Here is a 19170-nt window from a genome sequence, read left to right as displayed (position 1 = left end):
TTCCTCCAATCAAAAATGAGAGTTACCTCCTAATTATAGAAGGTAACTCTCTATTTTACACGTCATATTCTAATTCTTTTGTTGCTAAATCGATAAAATCAAGTGGTGTCTTGACTTTTTCGCTATCAAATTGGCTTGTTCCAATTCGAAGTTCTAGCTTCACACGGTACTTCGCGGCAAATTCTTCGGTGTTGGCTTCAGCTATACGGCTTTTAATTCGATCCGCAACTAATTTCCCACCCGGTTCGTCAGTTAGTAACAAGAGTCCCCAAGTCGCATCATCTTTATCTAATAAGTAAAGGACATCACTCGTGCGAATACAAGTCTCTAAAATCGCTGAAATATCTTGTAACGCTAGGCGCATCTCTTCTTCGCTTTGGAATCGTTTCAACTCGCGCCAGTGACGTACTTTGATAACCATCAGTGATAAAGGTAAATCATAACGGCGCGAAATACTGGAAAAAATTCGCTCGTCATTTTGGAATGAAACGATATTTTTAAGCAAAGTTTCTTGGTCAATCGTTCCTAAATATAGATTTTGCTGTTTGATTTTCGTGTTCTCTTCTTGAAGCCTTGACGTATTTCTTGTAAACATCGCACTAGCTACTGTGAAAAGGGGCGTGATTATAAGCCAGAAGTAGCTACCAAAACCATAGGCGATTTGATTTGCGACAATTTCATAAATAATATAAGTTGCATAAATAAAAATGTAGAGGACATTTAAAATCAAACCAAGCGTTAAGTTCGTAAAATAGGTGATAATCACAAGTAAAAAGGTGATATTTAATAAAATAATGTTTCGCAAATATTCATCCGGCGTATTGATCATAAAGCCAATTGTGATGAAACAAAGCAAGATGAAAAATAAAAAGCCGATATCTGCAAATAAGTTATTCGTTATTTTTTTCATTTTTTATTTCTCCCTCACTTCCGGCTCCGGCGATATTTACGCAAGATTAGTAGGACAGCGACAACTAAGATAACGACGGTTAGAAGCGCGAATGCTCCGAACACAGTGACTTCTTTGTTATTACTGATTTTTGACCCAAAGCTTTCTTCCTGTGTGTCTGCTGCTTTTTTGAATCGGTAGGAATGTATCGTGTTATCAGTATCAACAATGGCGCCATCTCCGTAAATTTTAGCTAGGTTGGCTTTTGTTGCGATTAAATCCGATCCGAGTTCTGTTTGTTTGGCACCTGGACCAGTAACTGCCAGAATTGGGACGCCATCTGATGTAATTAACTGCACACTACCAAGTTGTTTGCCGTAATTTTTTTCAATCGAGATTTTTTCATTGGAAAGGAAGTAATCGCCTGTTTTGTTGTACTGGAAATATAGGTCGTCATTGGCGTTTTTAATTACTGGATTATTATTCATTGTACCAACTGCAATAATATTCGATCCTTCTTTTGGTTTTTTCCAGTTGGCGGCATGTACGGCAGTCAAGTCTCCCCTATTTCCATCATGGAAGCGGCCTAACAGATTGAAAATATTTGCTAATGAATCTGTATCTTCTGTCGTTAATTTATCAGGAACAACGACAACTGCATTGTTAAAGTCACCATTTGCAATAAATGGGTACGGATATTGTTCAAAAAGTAAGTCTGTTTCTTCGCTTGTGTTTAAATTGATTTTTGATTCTGGGGTGATATACGCCCACGGGATTTCAGAATCTGCAATAAAGCCACAATAGTTATTTGTTAAAACTAAATCAAAGGCAACGGTAACTGAAAAATCCCCTTTTACGTTTAAATCGCTCGGAATTTGGAACGTTAATTTGTCGCCATTGGCTTTTTTAGCGGTAAGTTTTTGGCTGCCGATTGGTTTTCCGTTCACTAAAATCGTTACTAATGAATGCTCGAAATCCAAGTTTTGCGCATATCTAAAATCAAGTGATACTTCTGTTCCTGTTGATGCGCTACGGTTGGCTGGCATGCTGATGAAGTAATCTTGTGTGATATGACCAATGCCTTTTAGTTTATCGCCAGTTGTTGTTAGTTTCGTATTTTTGTCAACATTAGTCGCTGGTGTGTCGATTTTTTCGTCTGTTGTTAGCCATTTAGTATTTGTTCCAAGCTGACTTAAGTAATTTTGGTTGGCGATTAGTTTGCCAGCTTTTTTTAGTGCATCGTTGGATTTAGAAGTAACCACGAGTGTATTCGTATTTCCGACTGTCACTACTTGGAAAAGTGCTTGTTTTTCTAATTTATTATCGTCTTTTATTTGTGATTTAAGATCATTTGGTAAATTGTCATAGCTTGAAAAAAGTACGAGATAGTTTTTACCGTCACGCGTTTTTGCTTCCTCGTATTGACCAAAAGCGATATTTTTATCTTCTAACGTATTCACCGCAGAAAATCCGGAAAGCCCTTCAAGTGCTGCGCCAAGTTCGGCATCGCCGGCTTTGTTTGAGACAGCTACTGCGCCTTGTTCACTTTTCACAGTATCAATTCCAGTGAAGCGCTCGCCAAACTCGGCAATCGTTTTTTGGAAAGCCTTATCGGAATAAGATACGTTTACTGCGCTTGTTTTATCGAATTGCAGCCAGTTGGCAGGTGTATCGTCAATCGTACAACGACCATCAGGCAAATCAGTGTAGACAAAGCTTTCGATGGATAGAACATTGACTCCTTTTTTTAACTTATCTTTCGGAATTTCGATTTCAATCTGTTTTGTTCCTTTGTCCGCTTTATCTGGTTTAAAAGAGTAGAACGCAACATCGTTTATTTTCAGTGTCATCGTGGAAACTTCTTTTTCGCTCAGTTGGGTAATTGTATACACAAGCTTTACGTTAGCGTTTGATACATCCCAGTAGTTTTCCACCGTGAAGTTTTGTTTGGTGGTTGTGAATTTTCCTTGGGCGGTTTTATCTGTTCCAAAAACCGTTTGATAGTTTTTATCTGCTGCGAGAACGTCTGGCCTATACAGAAATAGTACGGCGAACATAAGCAGCCCGATTACAGTTAATTTTTTCATTAGGCACTCTCCTTTTTAGAAACGCTCGGTTTTATACCATTTGGTTTCCCTTTTTAGTACGGTATCTTTTAAGAAAATAAAGAATCCATATGCGGCGACCACCATCCAAAGCTGGCAATACGTCACATACATCAACATAATAAATAACAAATTTGAAAAACTGATTTCGCCTTTTTCCGTGGTGAGTGTAATAAAAGTACCTGCGACAAAAAGTAAAATGGCTAGCAACCAAAGTGCCCCGCTAAGGCCAGCAAGCGTTGTATGTACAAGTCCCAGCGCATATAATACGAGTAAAACATCACTAACAATCAAGGAAGTTAATAATAAAAAGTAAATCGATAAAAAGTATAAAATATCAAAGCGAACGCGCCTACCTTCTCGTTTGAAAAGGAGTGGAACGTTTTTTAAAATTACATAAATATTGCCTTTCGCCCATCTTGAGCGCTGTTTGAACCAAACTGGTAATGTTTGCGGCTCTTGTTCCCACGTAACAGCCTTCGCTTGGAATTTGATTCGGTAACCCATCATGTAAATCCGAAAGCTAATCTCGGTATCTTCCGCGACAGCTTTCACATCCCAGCCACCGATTTCTTCTAGGAGCGACCTTCTTACAATAAAATTAGTACCAGGAATGGTGCATAGTTTGAAAAGGGCCCATCTGCCGGCCTGAGCCATCCACTGAAAACTAAGCGTTTCAATATTGATAAATCGCGTTAACCAGCTTGCATTTCGATTTCGGGTTCTGAATTTACCGATGACTGCACCAAGTTTCGCATCATTTGTAATCTCACCAACAAGGATTCTTAGCGCTTGCCGTTCCGGTGTATTATCAGCATCATAAATCGCCACCAGTTCCCCACGACTTTCCGCAAACCCAATATTGAGCGCATTCGATTTTCCTTTTCCGCCTGTAATATTATCGGTATTAATAATTTTTAAAAAGCGTGTCGGATTTTTTGCTTGAATGGCGGCTAAAAGTTCCGCGCTATTATCTGAAGAATTATCGTTAATGACAATAATTTCGTAACGATCGACCGGATAATCAAAAGCAAGCAGTGATTCAACTGTTTTCACGATTACTTTTCCTTCATTATGGGCCGGCACCATGACAGAAACAAATGGTACTTCCGCTGGTATTTCGGGCACTTTTCGCGCTTCATTTTTCAAATAATAAACATATCCTGCAACAATTAACACAATATTAATTAGCAAAAGTCCCCAAATACACACCACCGCGAATAATGCTAAATAATCTGCAATAACCATTTATTTCACCTCATTTCATATATTTTTTCATGTAAAGCCGGTATCCAAAGACAAATAAAACCCCAATAATGCCAAGTGAAAGTACAATTACTATCGTGAAAAAGGTATTTTGATAGCCGAAGAACCCTTCTAAACTGCCCGCTTGCTTGACTGTTTTATTTTTCGTTTTAATATAGTTTAAATCGCCATCGAGTGTTACTGATTGATTATTGATGTAAAGCGAACCAGCACTTGATTCAATCGTATCTTTATTTGTTTTTACCCCATGATCTTGAAATCTAAAATCGCTAATATTGTCAGTTGCTAGTTCCTCGGCTGCTGCTTTTAATTCTTTCTCATTGGTAAAGAAGGGATAGGTTATCGCGATATCAATCGGAAAGTTTCTCCCTTCAGTCGTAGTCGCATAAAAATCGTTCGCCACGCTATACGGAGACTTTTCAAATGCACTGCCATTATTTACTTTCGTCGTATGGATGATTTTTTGATTTGGTAGCAAAATCCCGGTATTAAACGGTGCGAAACCTTCTACGCCATATACTTTATCAAAGTTCCAGTACAGTTCTGCTGTAACTCCAAGCGGTGCGACGTCATTTTCCGCGAAGAAATGTACCGATTTTTGCATAATGCTTTCAAGTTCTCCCGACGGACTATCTCCGTGCGTCACTGCCGGAACGTTCATCATAATCGTGCCGTTTTTTGCTTGAACGTAGCGCAAAATCTCCGCATAATTTTTCGCCGCTTGGAAATCTTGATTGTAAAAAACAGGCCCCGCACTCACGATAAACGGAATTCCTTTTTCATAAAAAGTATCTGCCGTTTTTTTGAGCAAATCGAAATCAATAAAAGGATTTACGCCCGTAATAAACGCATATTGGTTGGTGGTCGTTTTAATATCGAATAATGCTTTGAGTACGTCCATTAGAGCAAATTCACTCGTATTATCTGCTTGAAAAAGAGGTGCGTACGCGTAATTTCCTGCTTGAACGCCGTATGCAGCTTGTCCATTTTCAGCAGCATCCATTTCTCCAAAGCTTGTTCCTTTATAGGAAGTTATTAGATTTGTTTCGTTCACTAGCTGTGGTTTTCCAGATAATCCAGCTGCCGTTTGAATCGTGATAGAAGCATCTGTAATTACTTTAGTTTTCAGTTGCAATTTATCCGTTAAAAATGTTGGGGGATTTCCGCCTATGTATGCTATTTTCGCTTTGCTTTTGGCTAATTTATTCGTCCATTTATTGGATAAACCGTCTTTTTTATTTTGAAGTACGATGATTTCGCTTGTTTGACTTAAATCAGGATTTTCCTCCCAAGAATAAATCGTCACTCGTTTGCCCAAACTATTTAACATTCGAAGTAGCGCATCCATATTGCCTTCATTCTCTGTACCTGTCGCCAAACTATCATAAAAAACAACGACACCATCATCCGATTTTGCAATTGCGGAATGCCCACCAACAACGAAAATCATGAATGCTAGCAGAATACTTACAATCAGTTTTTTACGCATTCCGCTCACCTCTCTTCTTCATGTAAACTTCCAGCAGAGAAGCCGCTCCAATTAACATCGTCAAATCAAAGCACACATTAAATAAGAAATTATGTTTCGTTAAATCCGCTTCCCCGTCGCCAACTATCGTCACTAAAATCACCGCAAACCCAGAACCAATCAGCAAAACAACTAAATCAAATAAAAGCATTCCACGAATATTTTTCTCCCGGAAATGTTTAAAAGCACTCACCCCATAACAAATTAGAAAAACAAGCGCCCATAAAATTAAAAACGTAAATTTCGCTGGAGCAAATTTTTCTTTTACATCACTATAGATGGAGAAAAAATGCGTTTTCTCTTTAAATTTATACCCTGTCGCCTTTTCAAAATTCCCCATCTCAAATGGACGAATCGAAAAACTATTTTGCGCAGATAAATCTAGCATTTTCCCAAATTGTTTCGGATTTTCCAAGTAATAACTCAAAACCGTAACAAAATTATAATTAGGATAAAATTCTTTTTCCATCAGTTTTGAGTCTAAATCAATCATTTTATATTTTTGATAAAAATTCGTTCCTTTGAGTAAAGCAAATTCGGAATTCATTCCCATTTCTTCGAGCGATTTCTCCGGATTTTCTGAATCAAGTAGCACACCGCGCGTCATTGTTTGGTACTGATTTATCGTTACAAACTCCCCAGGAATAAAGGCGTACATCACAACCCCACTCAAGAAAATAACAAAAAAAGTAGCCGCTGCTGAAATCCGAAATGCACGATTTTTCCGGATGAAAAACACGAGTATTCCACAAACCGCAATAACAACCGCAATCGGGGCATTTTGCTGTTTTGCCGTAATTAAAATAAGGGATGCCACAAAAATCAAACCTAGCATCGCATAATCATTATATTTATGCTGATATAAAAGCAAAAATCCCGCCGAAATATACAGCATCATAATCAAAATAAGCCCTTCACTGAAAAAGGAATTAAAGTAAGCAGTATAAGCCGTATCTGCGAAAATAAATACCGTCAGCGCCGCAACCACATAACCCGGCCAGCCTTTCATTTTTGCCGTTAATCCCGCCACTAACAAATAAATCGCCGGCAAAAGAAGCGCTAATTGCAAGCCACCTAAAAAACGCACATCAAAAACCGTTGTTGACCAAAAAAGCTTATTTAAAAGAAGCGCCATTTGAATAAAAATACTTTGCGAAGAGTAGATAGCTACTTGGTTTTCATTAAAGTACTGATAAATCCCAAACTCCTTCACAAAATGCCCAAATTGCAGCGCGTCATAATTCGTATTATTGACAAATAAACCATTACTCGAGAAGATTCGGAAAAAGTCTCCATTATCAGCCATACCAATATACGGTGGCACAAAAAGCGCTATGAGCGTAATAATAAAAACACAAATAACCGCAAATATTTGCGGTGTTAAATGGTGCCATAGCCACATACTAATGGATTTAACTTTCCCTATCATGATGCTATCCCCTTCTTATTTACGATAGACCAATGTCACAAAATAGACACATTTACATTTCATTATACGAGAATGCCCACTTTTTTTCCATGCTTTTATTCATTTTTTTTAAAGAAGTTGACTACAACTAATTTTCTTTTCCACTAAAAAGGTTATAATAAACACAAATTCAAGCTTGACTATCACGCGACGTCATACTTTATAGTAAAAGCAGAAGGAGGAATCACTCATGCAAATAAAAGAATTAGCTGAACTCACTGGTGTAAGTGTGCGCACACTCCACCACTACGATAAAATAGGCCTACTTGTCCCGCAAAAAGATGACTGGAATGGCTATCGTATTTATTCAGAAAACGATATCGACAAATTACAACAAATTCTTTTCTTTAAAGAACTCGATTTCCCTTTGAAAAAAATAAAACAAATTCTTGATGATCCTTTTTTCGATAAAAATGTTGCTTTAGATTTGCAGCGTCACTTACTAATAGAAAAAAAGCAGCGCATTGAAACCATGCTAGCAACCCTCGACCAGACCATCAGGAATGAAAAAGGAGAAATAACAATGACAAACAAAGAAAAATTCACTGGTTTTGATTTTTCCACCAATCCATACGAAGAAGAAGCAAAAAAACGTTGGGGCGATAAAGTAGTAGAAAAAGCCAATGAAAAAGTAAATAATATGAACGAAAAAGAAAAATTAACTTTAAAAGAAAGTTTCGACGCAGAATTTCGTTATTTAGCATCTGTTCGAGAACTCTCTCCCGAGTCAGAAGAAGCCCAACTCGCAATTGACCATTTTTTCCATTACTTGAATGACACCCACGGCAATATTTATTCCCTAGAAGCCTTGCTGGTCTTGGGGAAATGTACGTTGCTGATGAGCGCTTCACTAAAAATATCGATCAGTTCGGTGATGGCCTTTCTCACTTCCTCAAAGAAGCCATGAACATTTATGCCAAAAACAAATAAAAAAAGCCACGATTTCTTAAAAAGAGATCGTGGTTTTATGATTGGTATAACAAAGAACGGGGTAAATAGTATAAGATTTCATTAATATGTATTTATGATGTAAAATAAAGAATAAAAATACATTTCAAGGGAGGAACTTATGTTTAAACACATCTTGCTTTCACTAAATGGGTACAAAATATCCTATTTACGAAATGATGTCATTTCAGGCGTTGGTGTTGCTGCACTGACGATTCCAGTTGCAATGGGATATGCACAAGTAGCAGGACTTCCACCCATTTATGGATTATATGCATCATTTTTACCGGTTATTGCGTATGTTATTTTTGCCAGTTCACCACAACTTGTTTTCGGAATTGATGCAACAGCAAGTGCCATCACAGGATCCATCATTTTAGGAACAGCTGGACTTGCTGCCGGATCTAAAGAAGCTATCGCGCTCGCCCCAATTCTCGCATTCTTTTGTGCAATATTTTTAGTTCTTTTCTCCGTATTAAAATTAGGACGTTTCGCAAAATACATATCAGCCCCGGTTCTTAGTGGATTCATTTCCGGACTTAGTGTCTCCATCATTATGGGGCAAATTCCTAAGATAATGGGCCTAAAAGAAAGCGGAGATAGTTTCTTCTCTAGTCTAGGCATTATTTTCGGACAGTTTTTCCAGTCCAATTGGATTTCATTTGCCATGGGCGTGGTTACAGTCATTATTGTTATCACTTGTAAAAAAGTTATACCAAAAATCCCTATGTCTCTTGTAGTTTTAGTACTTGGGACAATGGCTGCTTATTTCTTTAAATTAGATCAATATAATGTTGATATTGTAGGTAAAATTCCAGTTGGCTTCCCTTCACTAGCGCTACCCGATTTTGGTGCAAGTTCGTGGGCACTCGCGATTGGCGGCGGTTTAGTATGTGCCATCGCAACTTTTGCCGGTTCGCTTTTACCAAGTGAAAGTTTTGCTATGAGGAACAAATATACGATTGATGATAATCGTGAGTTATTTGCTTATGGGATTTCTAATTTCGTCGCTGCGTTTTCTGGTTGTTCCCCAGCAAGTGCCAGCGTATCCAGAACTGCTGCTAACGAACAATTTCGTGGTAAAACGCAAATGGTTTCTATCGTTGCTGCGACCATTATTGCGCTAATCGTTGCCTTCTTAAGTGGCTTACTTTACTATATGCCGCAACCAGTTCTTTCAGGTATCGTATTTGCTGCCCTTGTAGGTATTATTGATGTAGATGTGTTAAAAGGTTTATTCAAAGTTTCTCGTCGTGAAGCAACTGTTTGGATTGTTGCAGCACTTGGTACCCTTTTAGTTGGCGTTATTTTCGGGGTACTACTTGGGATTTTCCTATCATTCATTAACGTAGTAAGTCGTTCGATGAAATCACCAATTGCCATTCTTGGAGTGATCGAAGGACGCCACGGTTATTTCGATTTAAAACGTAAACCAGAAGCAAAACCAATTCCAAATGTTGTCATTTATCGTTATAGCGCTTCTCTTTTCTTCGGGAATTTCAACAAATTCGCAGACGGATTAAAAGAAGCAGTTCAAGATGATACAAAACTAGTCATTTTTGAAGCGAGTGCGATTATTAACATTGATACAACCGCAACCGAATCTATGAAAGACTTGCTCAAATGGCTTGATGACAAAGGCATTGAATATTACTTTGCTGACCTAATCGACCATTTGAAAACCAGCTTTAGAAAACATGATCTTGGCTATATTATCGATAACGGCTACACGAAGAAAACCGTGGAAGACGCGCTCGAGGCTTATTATGCCGAACATAAATAACAAAACGCTTAGCCGGGCCTAAACTCGACTAAGCGTTTTTCATTTTTACAAAAGCGCAAAAATCCGCGGACTAATTAGCCGCACAAACGGTGACACGATAAAAATTTGCAAAAATAAAGCCACAAAATAATTGCGCAAAATAAGAATACCTAGATGACTCCATTCGCCTTGGTTCACAATCAGGCTAAGCGTCGACATAAGCACACACATAAATGTAACCATCAACAATTGCATCATAATGATCTTTTTAAATTTCGAAGCATCTTCACTAACCAAAAGGGCGTGCAGACGATACACAATTTTTCCGACAACAAAAAAGTCTAATAAAAATCCAATAAAAAGAAACGGGACAAATGCTTTTAAAACAATCAATAAAGAATCTGTACCAATACCATTTTCAAGAAAGATATTATAAGAGCTCATGCATAAAATCATCAAAGAACACATAATAAGTGTAAAAACGACCTTCTCTTTCCTATTACTGTACATAATTTCACCTCCAAAGAACTATCGTAGCAAATTAAAAAATTCTTCGTAAGTGACAATTTTGTTACAAAAAAAGTTTTGCTCGGAAATCCAAGCAAAACGTAGCTTTTTACATTTTCTCTTTATCAATTTGCGTTCTTATTTCCCGGGCAATATTTTCAATTGTATATAGCGCCGGTAGTTGGGACGTGATATTCGCTTCCTGGTACATTTCCTTATTAATATAATAAGCGATGTTCGCGTCAGATAGCCTTGCAATTGTTGATTTCGCGCTATTCGTAATCGAAATTACTTTACAATTTTGCGCCTTCAGTTGGTGAATGTAGCGAATGATGTCTTCATTTTCCCCTTCCACCGAAATCGCAATCATGCAGATTTTATCGGATAATTTGCTCGATAAATGGTAAAACGGGTGGTTAAGCGGATCTTCAATATGTAGCGCCAGCGTAAATAATGACGAAAAATAAATCGCGCCATATTCAGCAATTACACCCGATGAACCCACCCCAGCAAATAAAACCAGTTCGCGATCACGAAGAATCTCGACCGCGTTTTGAATTTGCGCTTTAAACTCAGGTTGCGCCGTCCGTTTCAGAAAATCAATATAAGTCGTTTCATCCGCCATATCGATTTGCGCCAACTTCTGCTCTTCCAAATAAAGCTGTAATTTCACCCGAAACTCCGAAAAACCATTACAACCAAATTTTCGGCAAAAACGTAGAATTGTCGTCGTACTCACATGCGCTTCCGTCGCCAAATCGCGAATCCGCATATAAACAACTTTATCTAAATTCGCCACAATATAATTATAAATATCTAATTCCGTATCATTTAATTCCAAATTTTTATCCAAAAAAAGCATTTTCGCACCTCTTTTCGCTTTATTTTACCATGTAACACCTCGTTACTCAAATGTGACAAGTTCCTACTTAGAAAATCCTTACCTAAACCTCGTCAAATACTAGCTATTTTTTCATAAAATTCCTATACTATAACTGTGAGAAGAAAAGGTGATACCAAATAAGTAAGCCTTTTCAAAAAAATATCCTTGGAGGTATAAATAATGACTAAAGGTATTAAAATCGCAACTATTGGTGGCGGATCAAGTTATACACCTGAACTAATCGAAGGATTTATTAAACGTCAAGACGAATTACCAGTTCGTGAACTATGGTTAGTCGACGTAGAAGCTGGCCGTGAAAAATTAGAAATCGTTGGTAATTTAGCAAAACGTATGGTAGAAAAAGCTGGCGTTGACATGGAAGTACATTTAACACTAGACCGTGAAGAAGCTTTAAAAGATGCTGATTTCGTAACAACACAATTACGTGTAGGTTTACTAGATGCACGTGTGAAAGATGAGCGCATCCCGAATTCATATGGCGTTGTTGGTCAAGAAACAAACGGACCAGGCGGCATGTTCAAAGGACTTCGCACAATCCCAGTTATTTTAGATATTTGTAAAGACATGGAACGCCTTTGCCCAGATGCTTGGTTAATCAACTTTGCTAACCCTGCAGGAATGGTAACAGAAGCAGTTCTTCGTTACAGTAACCAAAAGAAAGTTGTCGGCTTATGTAACGGCCCTATCGGCATCGAACGCAATATCGCTGAAACTCTTGGCGTAGACGTTTCTGAAATTTACGTAGAATTCGTTGGTCTAAACCACATGGTATTCGCGAAAACTGTTTATCATAATGGCAAAGACGTAACAAAAGATGTTGTTTTCAAAATGACAGAAGATGAAGCTGGCTCAAGCCTTAAAAACATCAACGCAACTGGTTGGGACAAAACGTTCTTGCGTACACTAAACATGATTCCAATCGACTACTTGCGCTACTACTGGCAAACAAAACAACAACTGGAAGACCAAGCTCGCGCATACGCAGAACATGGTACTCGTGCAGAAGTTGTTAAAAAAGTAGAAGCTGAACTATTCGAGCTTTACAAACAAGAAGAACTTGCTGAAAAACCAAAACAATTAGAACAACGCGGCGGCGCTTACTACAGTGAAGCAGCATGTAACCTAATTAACTCTATCTACAACGACAAACGCGACATTCAAATCGTTAATACTCGTAACAATGGTGCCATCCTTGATATCGACCCTGATTCCGCAGTAGAAACAAACTGTGTCATCACTCGCCAAGGCCCAATTCCACTAGCAAGCGGACGCCTTCCAATCGCTATCAACGGCATCATCCAAGAAATCAAAACTTTCGAGCGCCTAACAGCCGAAGCAGCAGTTACTGGAGATTACGACAAAGCACTCCTTGCAATGACAATCAACCCACTAACTCCAAGCGAATCTGTAGCCCGCGAAATGCTGGACGAACTTTTAGAAGCACATAAAGAGTATTTACCGAATTTCTTTAAATAAGTAAAAAAAGAGCCTGTCAAAGGGCTCTTTTTTTATATCCGCCAATCCGTCATATTATTCTCCAAATAATCAATCCCAAACGCCAAAAGCCCAATCCGATAATCCGTCGTAAACTTACGCGACAACACAATCTCCGGCAAAACCGCATATGGATAAACTTGCTTTAACTCTTCCGTCAGTTCCTCGGTGAAATCCTTCTGCCCAAAATAAAAATTTGTATAGAGCACAATCGTTTCCGGATCATAAAAACTCATCGTTAGCAGCACCATTTTACGAATGTGTGCTTTAATTTCATCGACCGAAAAGTCAAAGTTATCCCAGTCCACTTGAAGCGGCATATGCTTAATCTCCCCAGCCAGTCCGTTCTGACCTTTCAAAATCTCTCCGTTCATCAAAAGCCCTGCACCCGGTGGAAAACGCTCCGGATAATAAAGTCCAACGATATTCTCCTCTTTCACCGGCCGATTTTTATACCCTAAAATTGCCGCATTCGTATCCGTCTCAACCAACACCGGCAAATTCACTTCCGCCTCCAAAGTCTCCCGCAATTGCACATTTAAAAGTAGCGGAAAGTCCATCGCCCGCAACTTACCTCCAATCTCAATCCCCGGTACCCCGATTACAACACAAGAAATCTTCGGAAAAGCGCAAACAAGATCTTTCGTATTCCGTTTCAGCGCAGTAATGTCCAAATCCTCCCCAGACATATCCTCCACAAACTCCGGCTCACCAAGCAAATTATAGACCGAAAAAGAATAAGTAATTTTCTTCCACTTTTCTTGCAAACTAATAACCAACACTTGCTGAAAATTAGGATTAATTTCATACGAAACAGCTCTTCTTCCGCCAGTCGCAACCGAATTATCTTGTTCTAAAATCTCTTCATTTTCCACTAAATCACGAATCAGCTTGTTCACTGTAACTACACTAAGACCAGTCACTTCGGCGATTTCCGCTTTCGTCATCGCACCTTGTTGCCGTAAAATCGACTTGATATTTTTCTTATTCAATTCTTTTAAATCACGAGGAATTGCCATCATCAACCACTCCATTCGTAAAGTTATTAAACAAACTTTATAAACTATATTTACTATCATTTTAACCACTCAGAACCCATTTGTCAAAACAAAAAAGAACCTCTCATTACGAGAAGTTCTCTTCGCTTTATTATTTAGCTTTACGAATAAATAACGAGCACAGAAGACCAATACAAGCCATAATCAGTCCAAAGACAAAGGCATTTTGAATTCCTGCTGTCAGTGAAGCAACCATTTGCTCTGGTCCTACTCCTTGCGCCGTTTCCATATAAGCTTTTTGTCCAGCTGACATGATTGTAATCGCAACAGCCGTTCCAATCGCGCCGGAAACTTGTTGCAACGTGTTCATAATCGCCGTACCATCAGGATATAATTTTGGCGGTAATTGGTTTAATCCGTTTGTTTGTGCCGGCATCATGACCATCGAAATCCCAATCATTAACACCGAATGAAGTACGATGATGGTTAATGCAGATGTTCCAACTTCTATTCTCGTTAAGAAAAATAGTGCCACAACCGCTACGATAAACCCTGGGATAACAAGTGCGCGTGGACCGTATGCATCGAACAAACGGCCAGTAAATGGTGACATTAAACCATTCAGCACCCCACCCGGAAGTAATACTAATCCTGCTGAAAATGCTGCGAGCGCTAAACTATTTTGCAAGTATAGCGGTAGTAAAATCATCGTCGAAAGAATCATCATAAAGCTGATAAATACTAAAATAAGTCCTAATGTGAACATTGGGTATTTAAATACTTTCAAGTCCATCAAAGGTTTTTCCATTGTTAGTTGGCGCCAAACAAAGAGTCCAAGCGCAAGTCCACCAACGATAATTGAAACTAATACCGTTGCGCTTCCCCAACCACTTTCTCCCGCACTACTAAAGGCAAATACAACTCCACCAAAACCTAGCGTCGAAAGAATAATCGATAAAATATCAATTTTCGGCTTCGTAACAACCGAAACATTTTGCATAAATTTCATTCCGAATAATAACGCAATAATAAGGAATGGCAAGGAAATCCAGAAAATCCAGTTCCAAGTTAAGTTTTCTAAAATTAGTCCTGAAATTGTCGGACCAACTGCTGGAGCAAACATAATTACCAGCCCGATCATCCCCATTGCTGAGCCACGTTTATGCTCTGGGAAAATCAGTAAAATCGTGTTAAACATTAATGGTAGTAATAGCGCCGTACCTACTGCTTGCACTACACGCCCAATCATTAACATTGCAAACGTTGGCGAAAGCGCCGCAATCAGCGTACCAGCAATCGAAAAACTCACTGCTGTAAAAAATAAACCTCGTGTTGTAAACCATTGTAAAAGTAATCCCGAAATCGGTACTAATATTCCAAGCGTTAGCAAATAACCTGTCGTAAGCCACTGCACTGTCGCTGAACTAATATCAAACACCTGAATCAAATCACTAAGCGCCATGTTAAGAGCAGTTTCACTGAATAGCCCAATGAACCCCGCCATCAAAAATGAGGCAATAATCGGTATCGGCCGAATTTTCTGCCCACCTGTTGCTTCTTGTTGCATATAGTTTCCCCCTTTTCAGACTAAAAATTAAGTAGTCTACGTTTGATATTACGGAGATTTCGCCAATAAGTCAACGTTTCAAGCTCTATTTTTACGAAAAATTTACAAGCTATGCTATACTTCGAAGTAGAAAAGAGGGATTTTTTATGGCCATTTTAGCATTTATTTTAACCTTCATCGTAATGATTGAGCATATTTATATAATGATTTTAGAAATGTTTTTCGCCAATACCAAACTCGCAGCCAAGACATTTGGCGTGGAGAAGGAATTACTTGCGAATAAAAAAGTACAGACGCTGTTTGCGAATCAAGGGCTTTATAATGGCTTTCTTGCGGCAGGGCTTGTGTGGGGATTGTTTTTCGCGGGAGCAGGATTTGCGGAGACTGTGCAGATTTTCTTTTTGAGTTGTGTGGTTGTGGCGGCGCTGTTTGGCGGAGCGACTTCTTCTAAGGGGATTTTGGTGAAACAGGGCTTGCCGGCGGTTTTGGCGTTGGTTGCGGTTTTGTTGGTTTAGGTGTTGCAGGAAAAGGCTTGGATTAAATCTGAGCCTTTTTATAATGGAAATTGAATTAGCGTTTCAAACAAATAATTTACTTATTTTTCCAATTTTTATCAAAAACAGACTTGTAAACGCTTTCCATCCATGCTAAAATCGTCCTATAAACAAATATCCTTATTCAGGAATGTTACCAACTTGGGCATAACCTAGATAAATGGAGAATTGGCTTTTTGGGCTAGTTTTCGATTTATCTAGGTTTTTATTTTGCTAAATACTAACAAAAAAGGAGAACAAGATGAAGAAAAATATTTTTAAATTGATGATGGCGTTATGCGCAGTACTATTAATTGCAGGTTGCGGTAACAGTACAACTGCAGACAAGAAAGAGACAAAAGAAACTAAAGAAGATGGCACTGTGACATTTTATGTAGTACGTCATGGTAAAACAATGCTAAACACAACTGACCGTGTACAAGGTTGGTCTGATGCGGTTCTTACTCCCGCTGGTGAAGAAGTAGTTAAAAGCGCTGGTAAAGGCTTAAAAGACGTTGATTTCTCTGCAGCTTACAGCAGCGACAGTGGTCGTGCTATCCAAACTGCAAACTTAATTTTGAAAGAAAGCGATAAATCCGCTGATAAAGAAGTACAAACTGATCCACGTTTCCGTGAATTCAATTTTGGTTCTTATGAAGGCGATTTAAATGAAAATATGTGGACTGATATTGCGAAAAGCCAAGGTAAAACTTTAGAAGAGTGGCAAAAAGCTGGTATCTCGCCAAAAGATTTTGCTGATAGTGTAGCAGCTCTTGATAAAACTCGTGTGAAAGAAGGCGAAAACTGGCCTGCTGAAGACTATGCAACTATCCAAGCTCGTCTAAAAGAAGGTTTAACAGATGTTGCTAAAAAAGAAAGCAAAAATGGCGATAGCAATGTATTACTAGTTTCCCACGGACTAAGCATCGGTGCGCTTCTTGATACTATCGAACCAGGATACAAACTGCCTGCAGAAGGTATCAAAAATGCAAGTGTAACAAAAATCACTTACAAAGATGGTAAATTCACTATTGGTGATGTAAATGACTTAAGCTATGTGGAAAAAGGTTCTAAATAAATAGCCAGACAAAAAGCCCAAAACAATTTATTTTGGGCTTTTGTTTTACTAAATATAGACTTGTGTTTCTTCCTTACAATTACTATACTTAGAAAAAAAGGAACTACGGAGGATATCTAGTTGAAGAGACGTACCTATGTTATTATTACTGGTTTAGTACTTATTTTTGTCGCTGGTGCTTTTTGGATTACAAATTCTACTAATCAATCTGACCAAAAAGCCACTCAAACCGAGCCACTAAAAAAAACAAGTCCAGCTAATGTTAAAACCATTTCATCAGAAGCTAAGAAAACCTTGAATTCCCTAGCAAGTTCAGGAGCTGACAAAGCTTCTATTTCCGATTTAAATCAATTAATTAAAGAACTAAAATCCTATCCAGTTGAAAAAAATGATTCTGGCGCCTATCTCCAAAATCTCACAGCCTGTTTAGAAGCTGTAAAATCGTATACGACCGGCAAAACAGATGAAAAAACGCTTGGGAAAGTATATCCTGCTTTTCTTGCAAGTGAACAAAAACTATCAGCCATCGAAAAAACAAATCAATATGATTGGTTTTATGCCGCAGCCGCAACCAATCAACAAGGTTTGAAAGAAAAAGGTGTTGTCACTTTGACCATGGTTGGCGATAATTCATTTGGAACCTATCCTGAAACGCCCGAACACCTCAAATTCGATAACGTATTCCAAAAAAACAACGGCAATAATACCTATGTTTATAAAAACTGCCTTCCTTGGTTTAAATCTGATGACTACACTGTCATTAACGCTGAAAGTGCCTTTACGAATGCAACAAAAGCAGAAAATAAAAAATGGCGCATCAAAAGTGACCCTGCACACGTCGCCTTTTTACCAGCGAGCGGTGTAGAAGCAGCAAATTTGGCCAATAACCATACAATGGATTACTTCCAAGTTGGTTACGATGACACATTAAAGGCTTTTAAAGAGAATAATATTCCTGTTTTCAATACCGACGCTCCACTTGAAACAACCATTAAAGGGATGAAAACTGTTCTACTAGGCTACGATTGCCGTATGAGTCAGCAATCTCCTGCTTATCTTGAAAGAATTGTAAAAGACGTGAAGAAATACAAAAAAGAAAATACTCTCGTTATCGTTAATATGCACTGGGGCGTCGAATATCGCGAAACACCAACGGATTATCAAACCCAATTTGGTCATGCGATTTTAGATGCTGGTGCTGATATAATTATGGGCTCTCACCCTCATCGCCTAGAAAGCGTTGAAAAATATAAAGATAAATACATCGTTTATAGCATGGGCGACTTTGCTTTTGGAGCTGATCCTACGCTACTTTCCCGTATGACATCGATGTTCCAACTGCGCTTTACGAAGGAAGATAATAAAATCGTTCTAAAAGATATTTCTATCGTTCCAACTTATGAAAATTCAGATGGTAGTACGACAGAAAACAATTATCAACCGCTCCCTGTGTTTGGTGATGATGCTAAAAAAATCGTCGATGAACTTAACCGTATTAGTAAACCTATCGAGGGCGGCGTAACAGAATACACTTACTTCGATCCGTTTTGATAATAAAAAGCGTAGATATCTTCTAACAAAGATATCTACGCTTTTTTTATCTAGCTATTAAAGTATCGCAAATTGCATGAGCCATAATATAAGAAGAAACACTACCAAGAACTAGCTTTTCTACTCGGTTCATCCCAGTCGCTCCGCAAATAATTAAATCTGCTTGGAACTCTGCTGGAATGTCTGTGGAAAGTAAGATTTTCGGATTACCTTTAGCAACAAAAGTTTCTACTTGTTTCACTCCTGCCGTTCTAGCTTTTTCTGCGTATTCATTAACGCTCGTTTTTAATTCTAGTTCGGCTTTTTCTTCTAAGCTGCCATCATAAGAAACATTCGGGGAAAAGGCACGTAAATCGACAATACTAGCAATTCCAAGCACACCGTCTAATTTTAGCGCTAGTTCCAGTCCTTTTTCAAAGGCTAATTTTGCTGGTTCAGAACCATCCACTGCTACAAGAATGCGATGATATTTTTCCATCATATAAAACCTCCTACAACTTTTCTTATAGTATTCCATACCCTATAAAAATGATTTTAGGCCTGCCATTCATTCTTTTTGCTAATGAATTCAC

15 protein-coding genes and 1 pseudogene are annotated in these 19170 nt (G+C 38.5%); 6 read left to right on the top strand and 10 right to left on the bottom strand.

What is annotated here, in order from left to right; all coding sequences use genetic code 11:
- Positions 1–55 precede the first annotated feature (55 nt).
- Genes GL301_RS02835 through wsfD form a run of 5 tightly spaced genes read right to left on the bottom strand, consistent with a single transcriptional unit; the run spans position 56 to position 7217 of the window.
- Positions 56–910 carry a diguanylate cyclase domain-containing protein gene (locus GL301_RS02835; RefSeq protein WP_003725438.1) on the bottom strand — a complete coding sequence of 285 codons (855 nt, stop codon included), beginning with the start codon at positions 908–910 and terminating at the stop codon, positions 56–58.
- Positions 911–924: 14 nt separating this feature from the next.
- A complete protein-coding gene (locus GL301_RS02830; protein WP_010958758.1) occupies positions 925–2976 on the bottom strand; it encodes a cellulose biosynthesis cyclic di-GMP-binding regulatory protein BcsB in 2052 nt (683 codons plus the stop codon).
- 15 nt (positions 2977–2991) lie between these two features.
- Positions 2992–4242, bottom strand: a complete 1251-nt coding sequence (locus tag GL301_RS02825) for a glycosyltransferase family 2 protein (RefSeq protein ID WP_003725436.1) — start codon at positions 4240–4242, stop codon at positions 2992–2994.
- Between the two features lie 10 nt (positions 4243–4252).
- Positions 4253–5749 carry a hypothetical protein gene (locus tag GL301_RS02820; protein WP_010958756.1) on the bottom strand — a complete coding sequence of 499 codons (1497 nt, stop codon included), beginning with the start codon at positions 5747–5749 and terminating at the stop codon, positions 4253–4255.
- Entirely contained in the window at positions 5742–7217 is a 1476-nt protein-coding gene (wsfD, locus tag GL301_RS02815; RefSeq protein ID WP_010958755.1) for a glycan biosynthesis hexose transferase WsfD, read from the bottom strand. The genes GL301_RS02820 and wsfD overlap by 8 nt, the downstream gene beginning before the upstream one ends.
- 229 nt (positions 7218–7446) lie before the next feature.
- Here wsfD and GL301_RS02810 point away from each other — a divergent pair.
- Together GL301_RS02810 and GL301_RS02805 are read left to right on the top strand one after the other, a co-directional pair.
- Positions 7447–8186 (top strand): annotated as a pseudogene (locus tag GL301_RS02810) (MerR family transcriptional regulator).
- A gap of 139 nt (positions 8187–8325) precedes the next feature.
- Positions 8326–9987 carry a SulP family inorganic anion transporter gene (locus GL301_RS02805; RefSeq protein ID WP_003727292.1) on the top strand — a complete coding sequence of 554 codons (1662 nt, stop codon included), beginning with the start codon at positions 8326–8328 and terminating at the stop codon, positions 9985–9987.
- Between the two features lie 45 nt (positions 9988–10032).
- Here the strand turns inward: GL301_RS02805 and GL301_RS02800 are convergent, their stop codons facing one another.
- Together GL301_RS02800 and GL301_RS02795 are read right to left on the bottom strand one after the other, a co-directional pair.
- Positions 10033–10476, bottom strand: coding sequence for a DUF2798 domain-containing protein (locus GL301_RS02800; protein ID WP_010958752.1), 444 nt, complete (start codon positions 10474–10476; stop codon positions 10033–10035).
- Positions 10477–10582: 106 nt separating this feature from the next.
- Positions 10583–11335 (bottom strand): MurR/RpiR family transcriptional regulator, encoded by a 753-nt coding sequence (locus GL301_RS02795; protein ID WP_003726690.1) that lies wholly within the window; start codon positions 11333–11335, stop codon positions 10583–10585.
- A gap of 201 nt (positions 11336–11536) precedes the next feature.
- Between GL301_RS02795 and GL301_RS02790 the strand changes: the two genes are divergently transcribed.
- Positions 11537–12853: a 6-phospho-beta-glucosidase gene (locus tag GL301_RS02790; RefSeq protein ID WP_003726689.1), complete on the top strand. Its 1317-nt coding sequence runs from the start codon at positions 11537–11539 to the stop codon at positions 12851–12853.
- Positions 12854–12885: 32 nt separating this feature from the next.
- Here the strand turns inward: GL301_RS02790 and GL301_RS02785 are convergent, their stop codons facing one another.
- Positions 12886–13890: an ROK family transcriptional regulator gene (locus tag GL301_RS02785; protein WP_003740448.1), complete on the bottom strand. Its 1005-nt coding sequence runs from the start codon at positions 13888–13890 to the stop codon at positions 12886–12888.
- 130 nt (positions 13891–14020) lie between these two features.
- The gene (locus tag GL301_RS02780) at positions 14021–15436 is read right to left on the bottom strand and encodes a DHA2 family efflux MFS transporter permease subunit (protein ID WP_003727295.1); all 1416 of its coding nucleotides are present in this window, start codon (positions 15434–15436) and stop codon (positions 14021–14023) included.
- 146 nt (positions 15437–15582) lie between these two features.
- On the opposite strand from GL301_RS02780, the gene GL301_RS02775 reads away from it, so the two are divergent.
- The 3 genes from GL301_RS02775 (at position 15583) to GL301_RS02765 (ending at position 18598) form a co-directional block, all read left to right on the top strand.
- Positions 15583–15951, top strand: coding sequence for a DUF1304 domain-containing protein (locus GL301_RS02775; RefSeq protein WP_003727296.1), 369 nt, complete (start codon positions 15583–15585; stop codon positions 15949–15951).
- A gap of 280 nt (positions 15952–16231) precedes the next feature.
- Positions 16232–17047 (top strand): histidine phosphatase family protein, encoded by an 816-nt coding sequence (locus GL301_RS02770; RefSeq protein ID WP_012681120.1) that lies wholly within the window; start codon positions 16232–16234, stop codon positions 17045–17047.
- Positions 17048–17167: 120 nt separating this feature from the next.
- A complete protein-coding gene (locus GL301_RS02765; protein ID WP_003727298.1) occupies positions 17168–18598 on the top strand; it encodes a CapA family protein in 1431 nt (476 codons plus the stop codon).
- Positions 18599–18644: 46 nt separating this feature from the next.
- Here GL301_RS02765 and GL301_RS02760 read toward each other — a convergent pair whose 3' ends face one another.
- Positions 18645–19076, bottom strand: coding sequence for a universal stress protein (locus GL301_RS02760; RefSeq protein ID WP_003721301.1), 432 nt, complete (start codon positions 19074–19076; stop codon positions 18645–18647).
- Positions 19077–19170 lie beyond the last annotated feature (94 nt).

Source organism: Listeria sp. LM90SB2, from assembly GCF_028867355.1.
Lineage (GTDB): Bacteria > Bacillota > Bacilli > Lactobacillales > Listeriaceae > Listeria > Listeria monocytogenes_B.
This window is presented reverse-complemented; position numbering and strand designations above follow the sequence as displayed.

Bases quoted from the DNA above. Each gene is read 5' to 3' on its own strand.
- GL301_RS02835 (WP_003725438.1), bottom strand. From the start codon at position 910: ATGAAAAAAATAACGAATAACTTATTTGCAGATATCGGCTTTTTATTT.
- GL301_RS02800 (WP_010958752.1), bottom strand. From the start codon at position 10,476: ATGTACAGTAATAGGAAAGAGAAGGTCGTTTTTACACTTATTATGTGT.
- GL301_RS02820 (WP_010958756.1), bottom strand. From the start codon at position 5,749: ATGCGTAAAAAACTGATTGTAAGTATTCTGCTAGCATTCATGATTTTC.
- GL301_RS02830 (WP_010958758.1), bottom strand. From the start codon at position 2,976: ATGAAAAAATTAACTGTAATCGGGCTGCTTATGTTCGCCGTACTATTT.
- GL301_RS02795 (WP_003726690.1), bottom strand. From the start codon at position 11,335: ATGCTTTTTTTGGATAAAAATTTGGAATTAAATGATACGGAATTAGAT.
- GL301_RS02805 (WP_003727292.1), top strand. From the start codon at position 8,326: ATGTTTAAACACATCTTGCTTTCACTAAATGGGTACAAAATATCCTAT.
- GL301_RS02785 (WP_003740448.1), bottom strand. From the start codon at position 13,890: ATGGCAATTCCTCGTGATTTAAAAGAATTGAATAAGAAAAATATCAAG.
- GL301_RS02760 (WP_003721301.1), bottom strand. From the start codon at position 19,076: ATGGAAAAATATCATCGCATTCTTGTAGCAGTGGATGGTTCTGAACCA.
- GL301_RS02780 (WP_003727295.1), bottom strand. From the start codon at position 15,436: ATGCAACAAGAAGCAACAGGTGGGCAGAAAATTCGGCCGATACCGATT.
- GL301_RS02825 (WP_003725436.1), bottom strand. From the start codon at position 4,242: ATGGTTATTGCAGATTATTTAGCATTATTCGCGGTGGTGTGTATTTGG.
- wsfD (WP_010958755.1), bottom strand. From the start codon at position 7,217: ATGATAGGGAAAGTTAAATCCATTAGTATGTGGCTATGGCACCATTTA.
- GL301_RS02790 (WP_003726689.1), top strand. From the start codon at position 11,537: ATGACTAAAGGTATTAAAATCGCAACTATTGGTGGCGGATCAAGTTAT.
- GL301_RS02770 (WP_012681120.1), top strand. From the start codon at position 16,232: ATGAAGAAAAATATTTTTAAATTGATGATGGCGTTATGCGCAGTACTA.
- GL301_RS02775 (WP_003727296.1), top strand. From the start codon at position 15,583: ATGGCCATTTTAGCATTTATTTTAACCTTCATCGTAATGATTGAGCAT.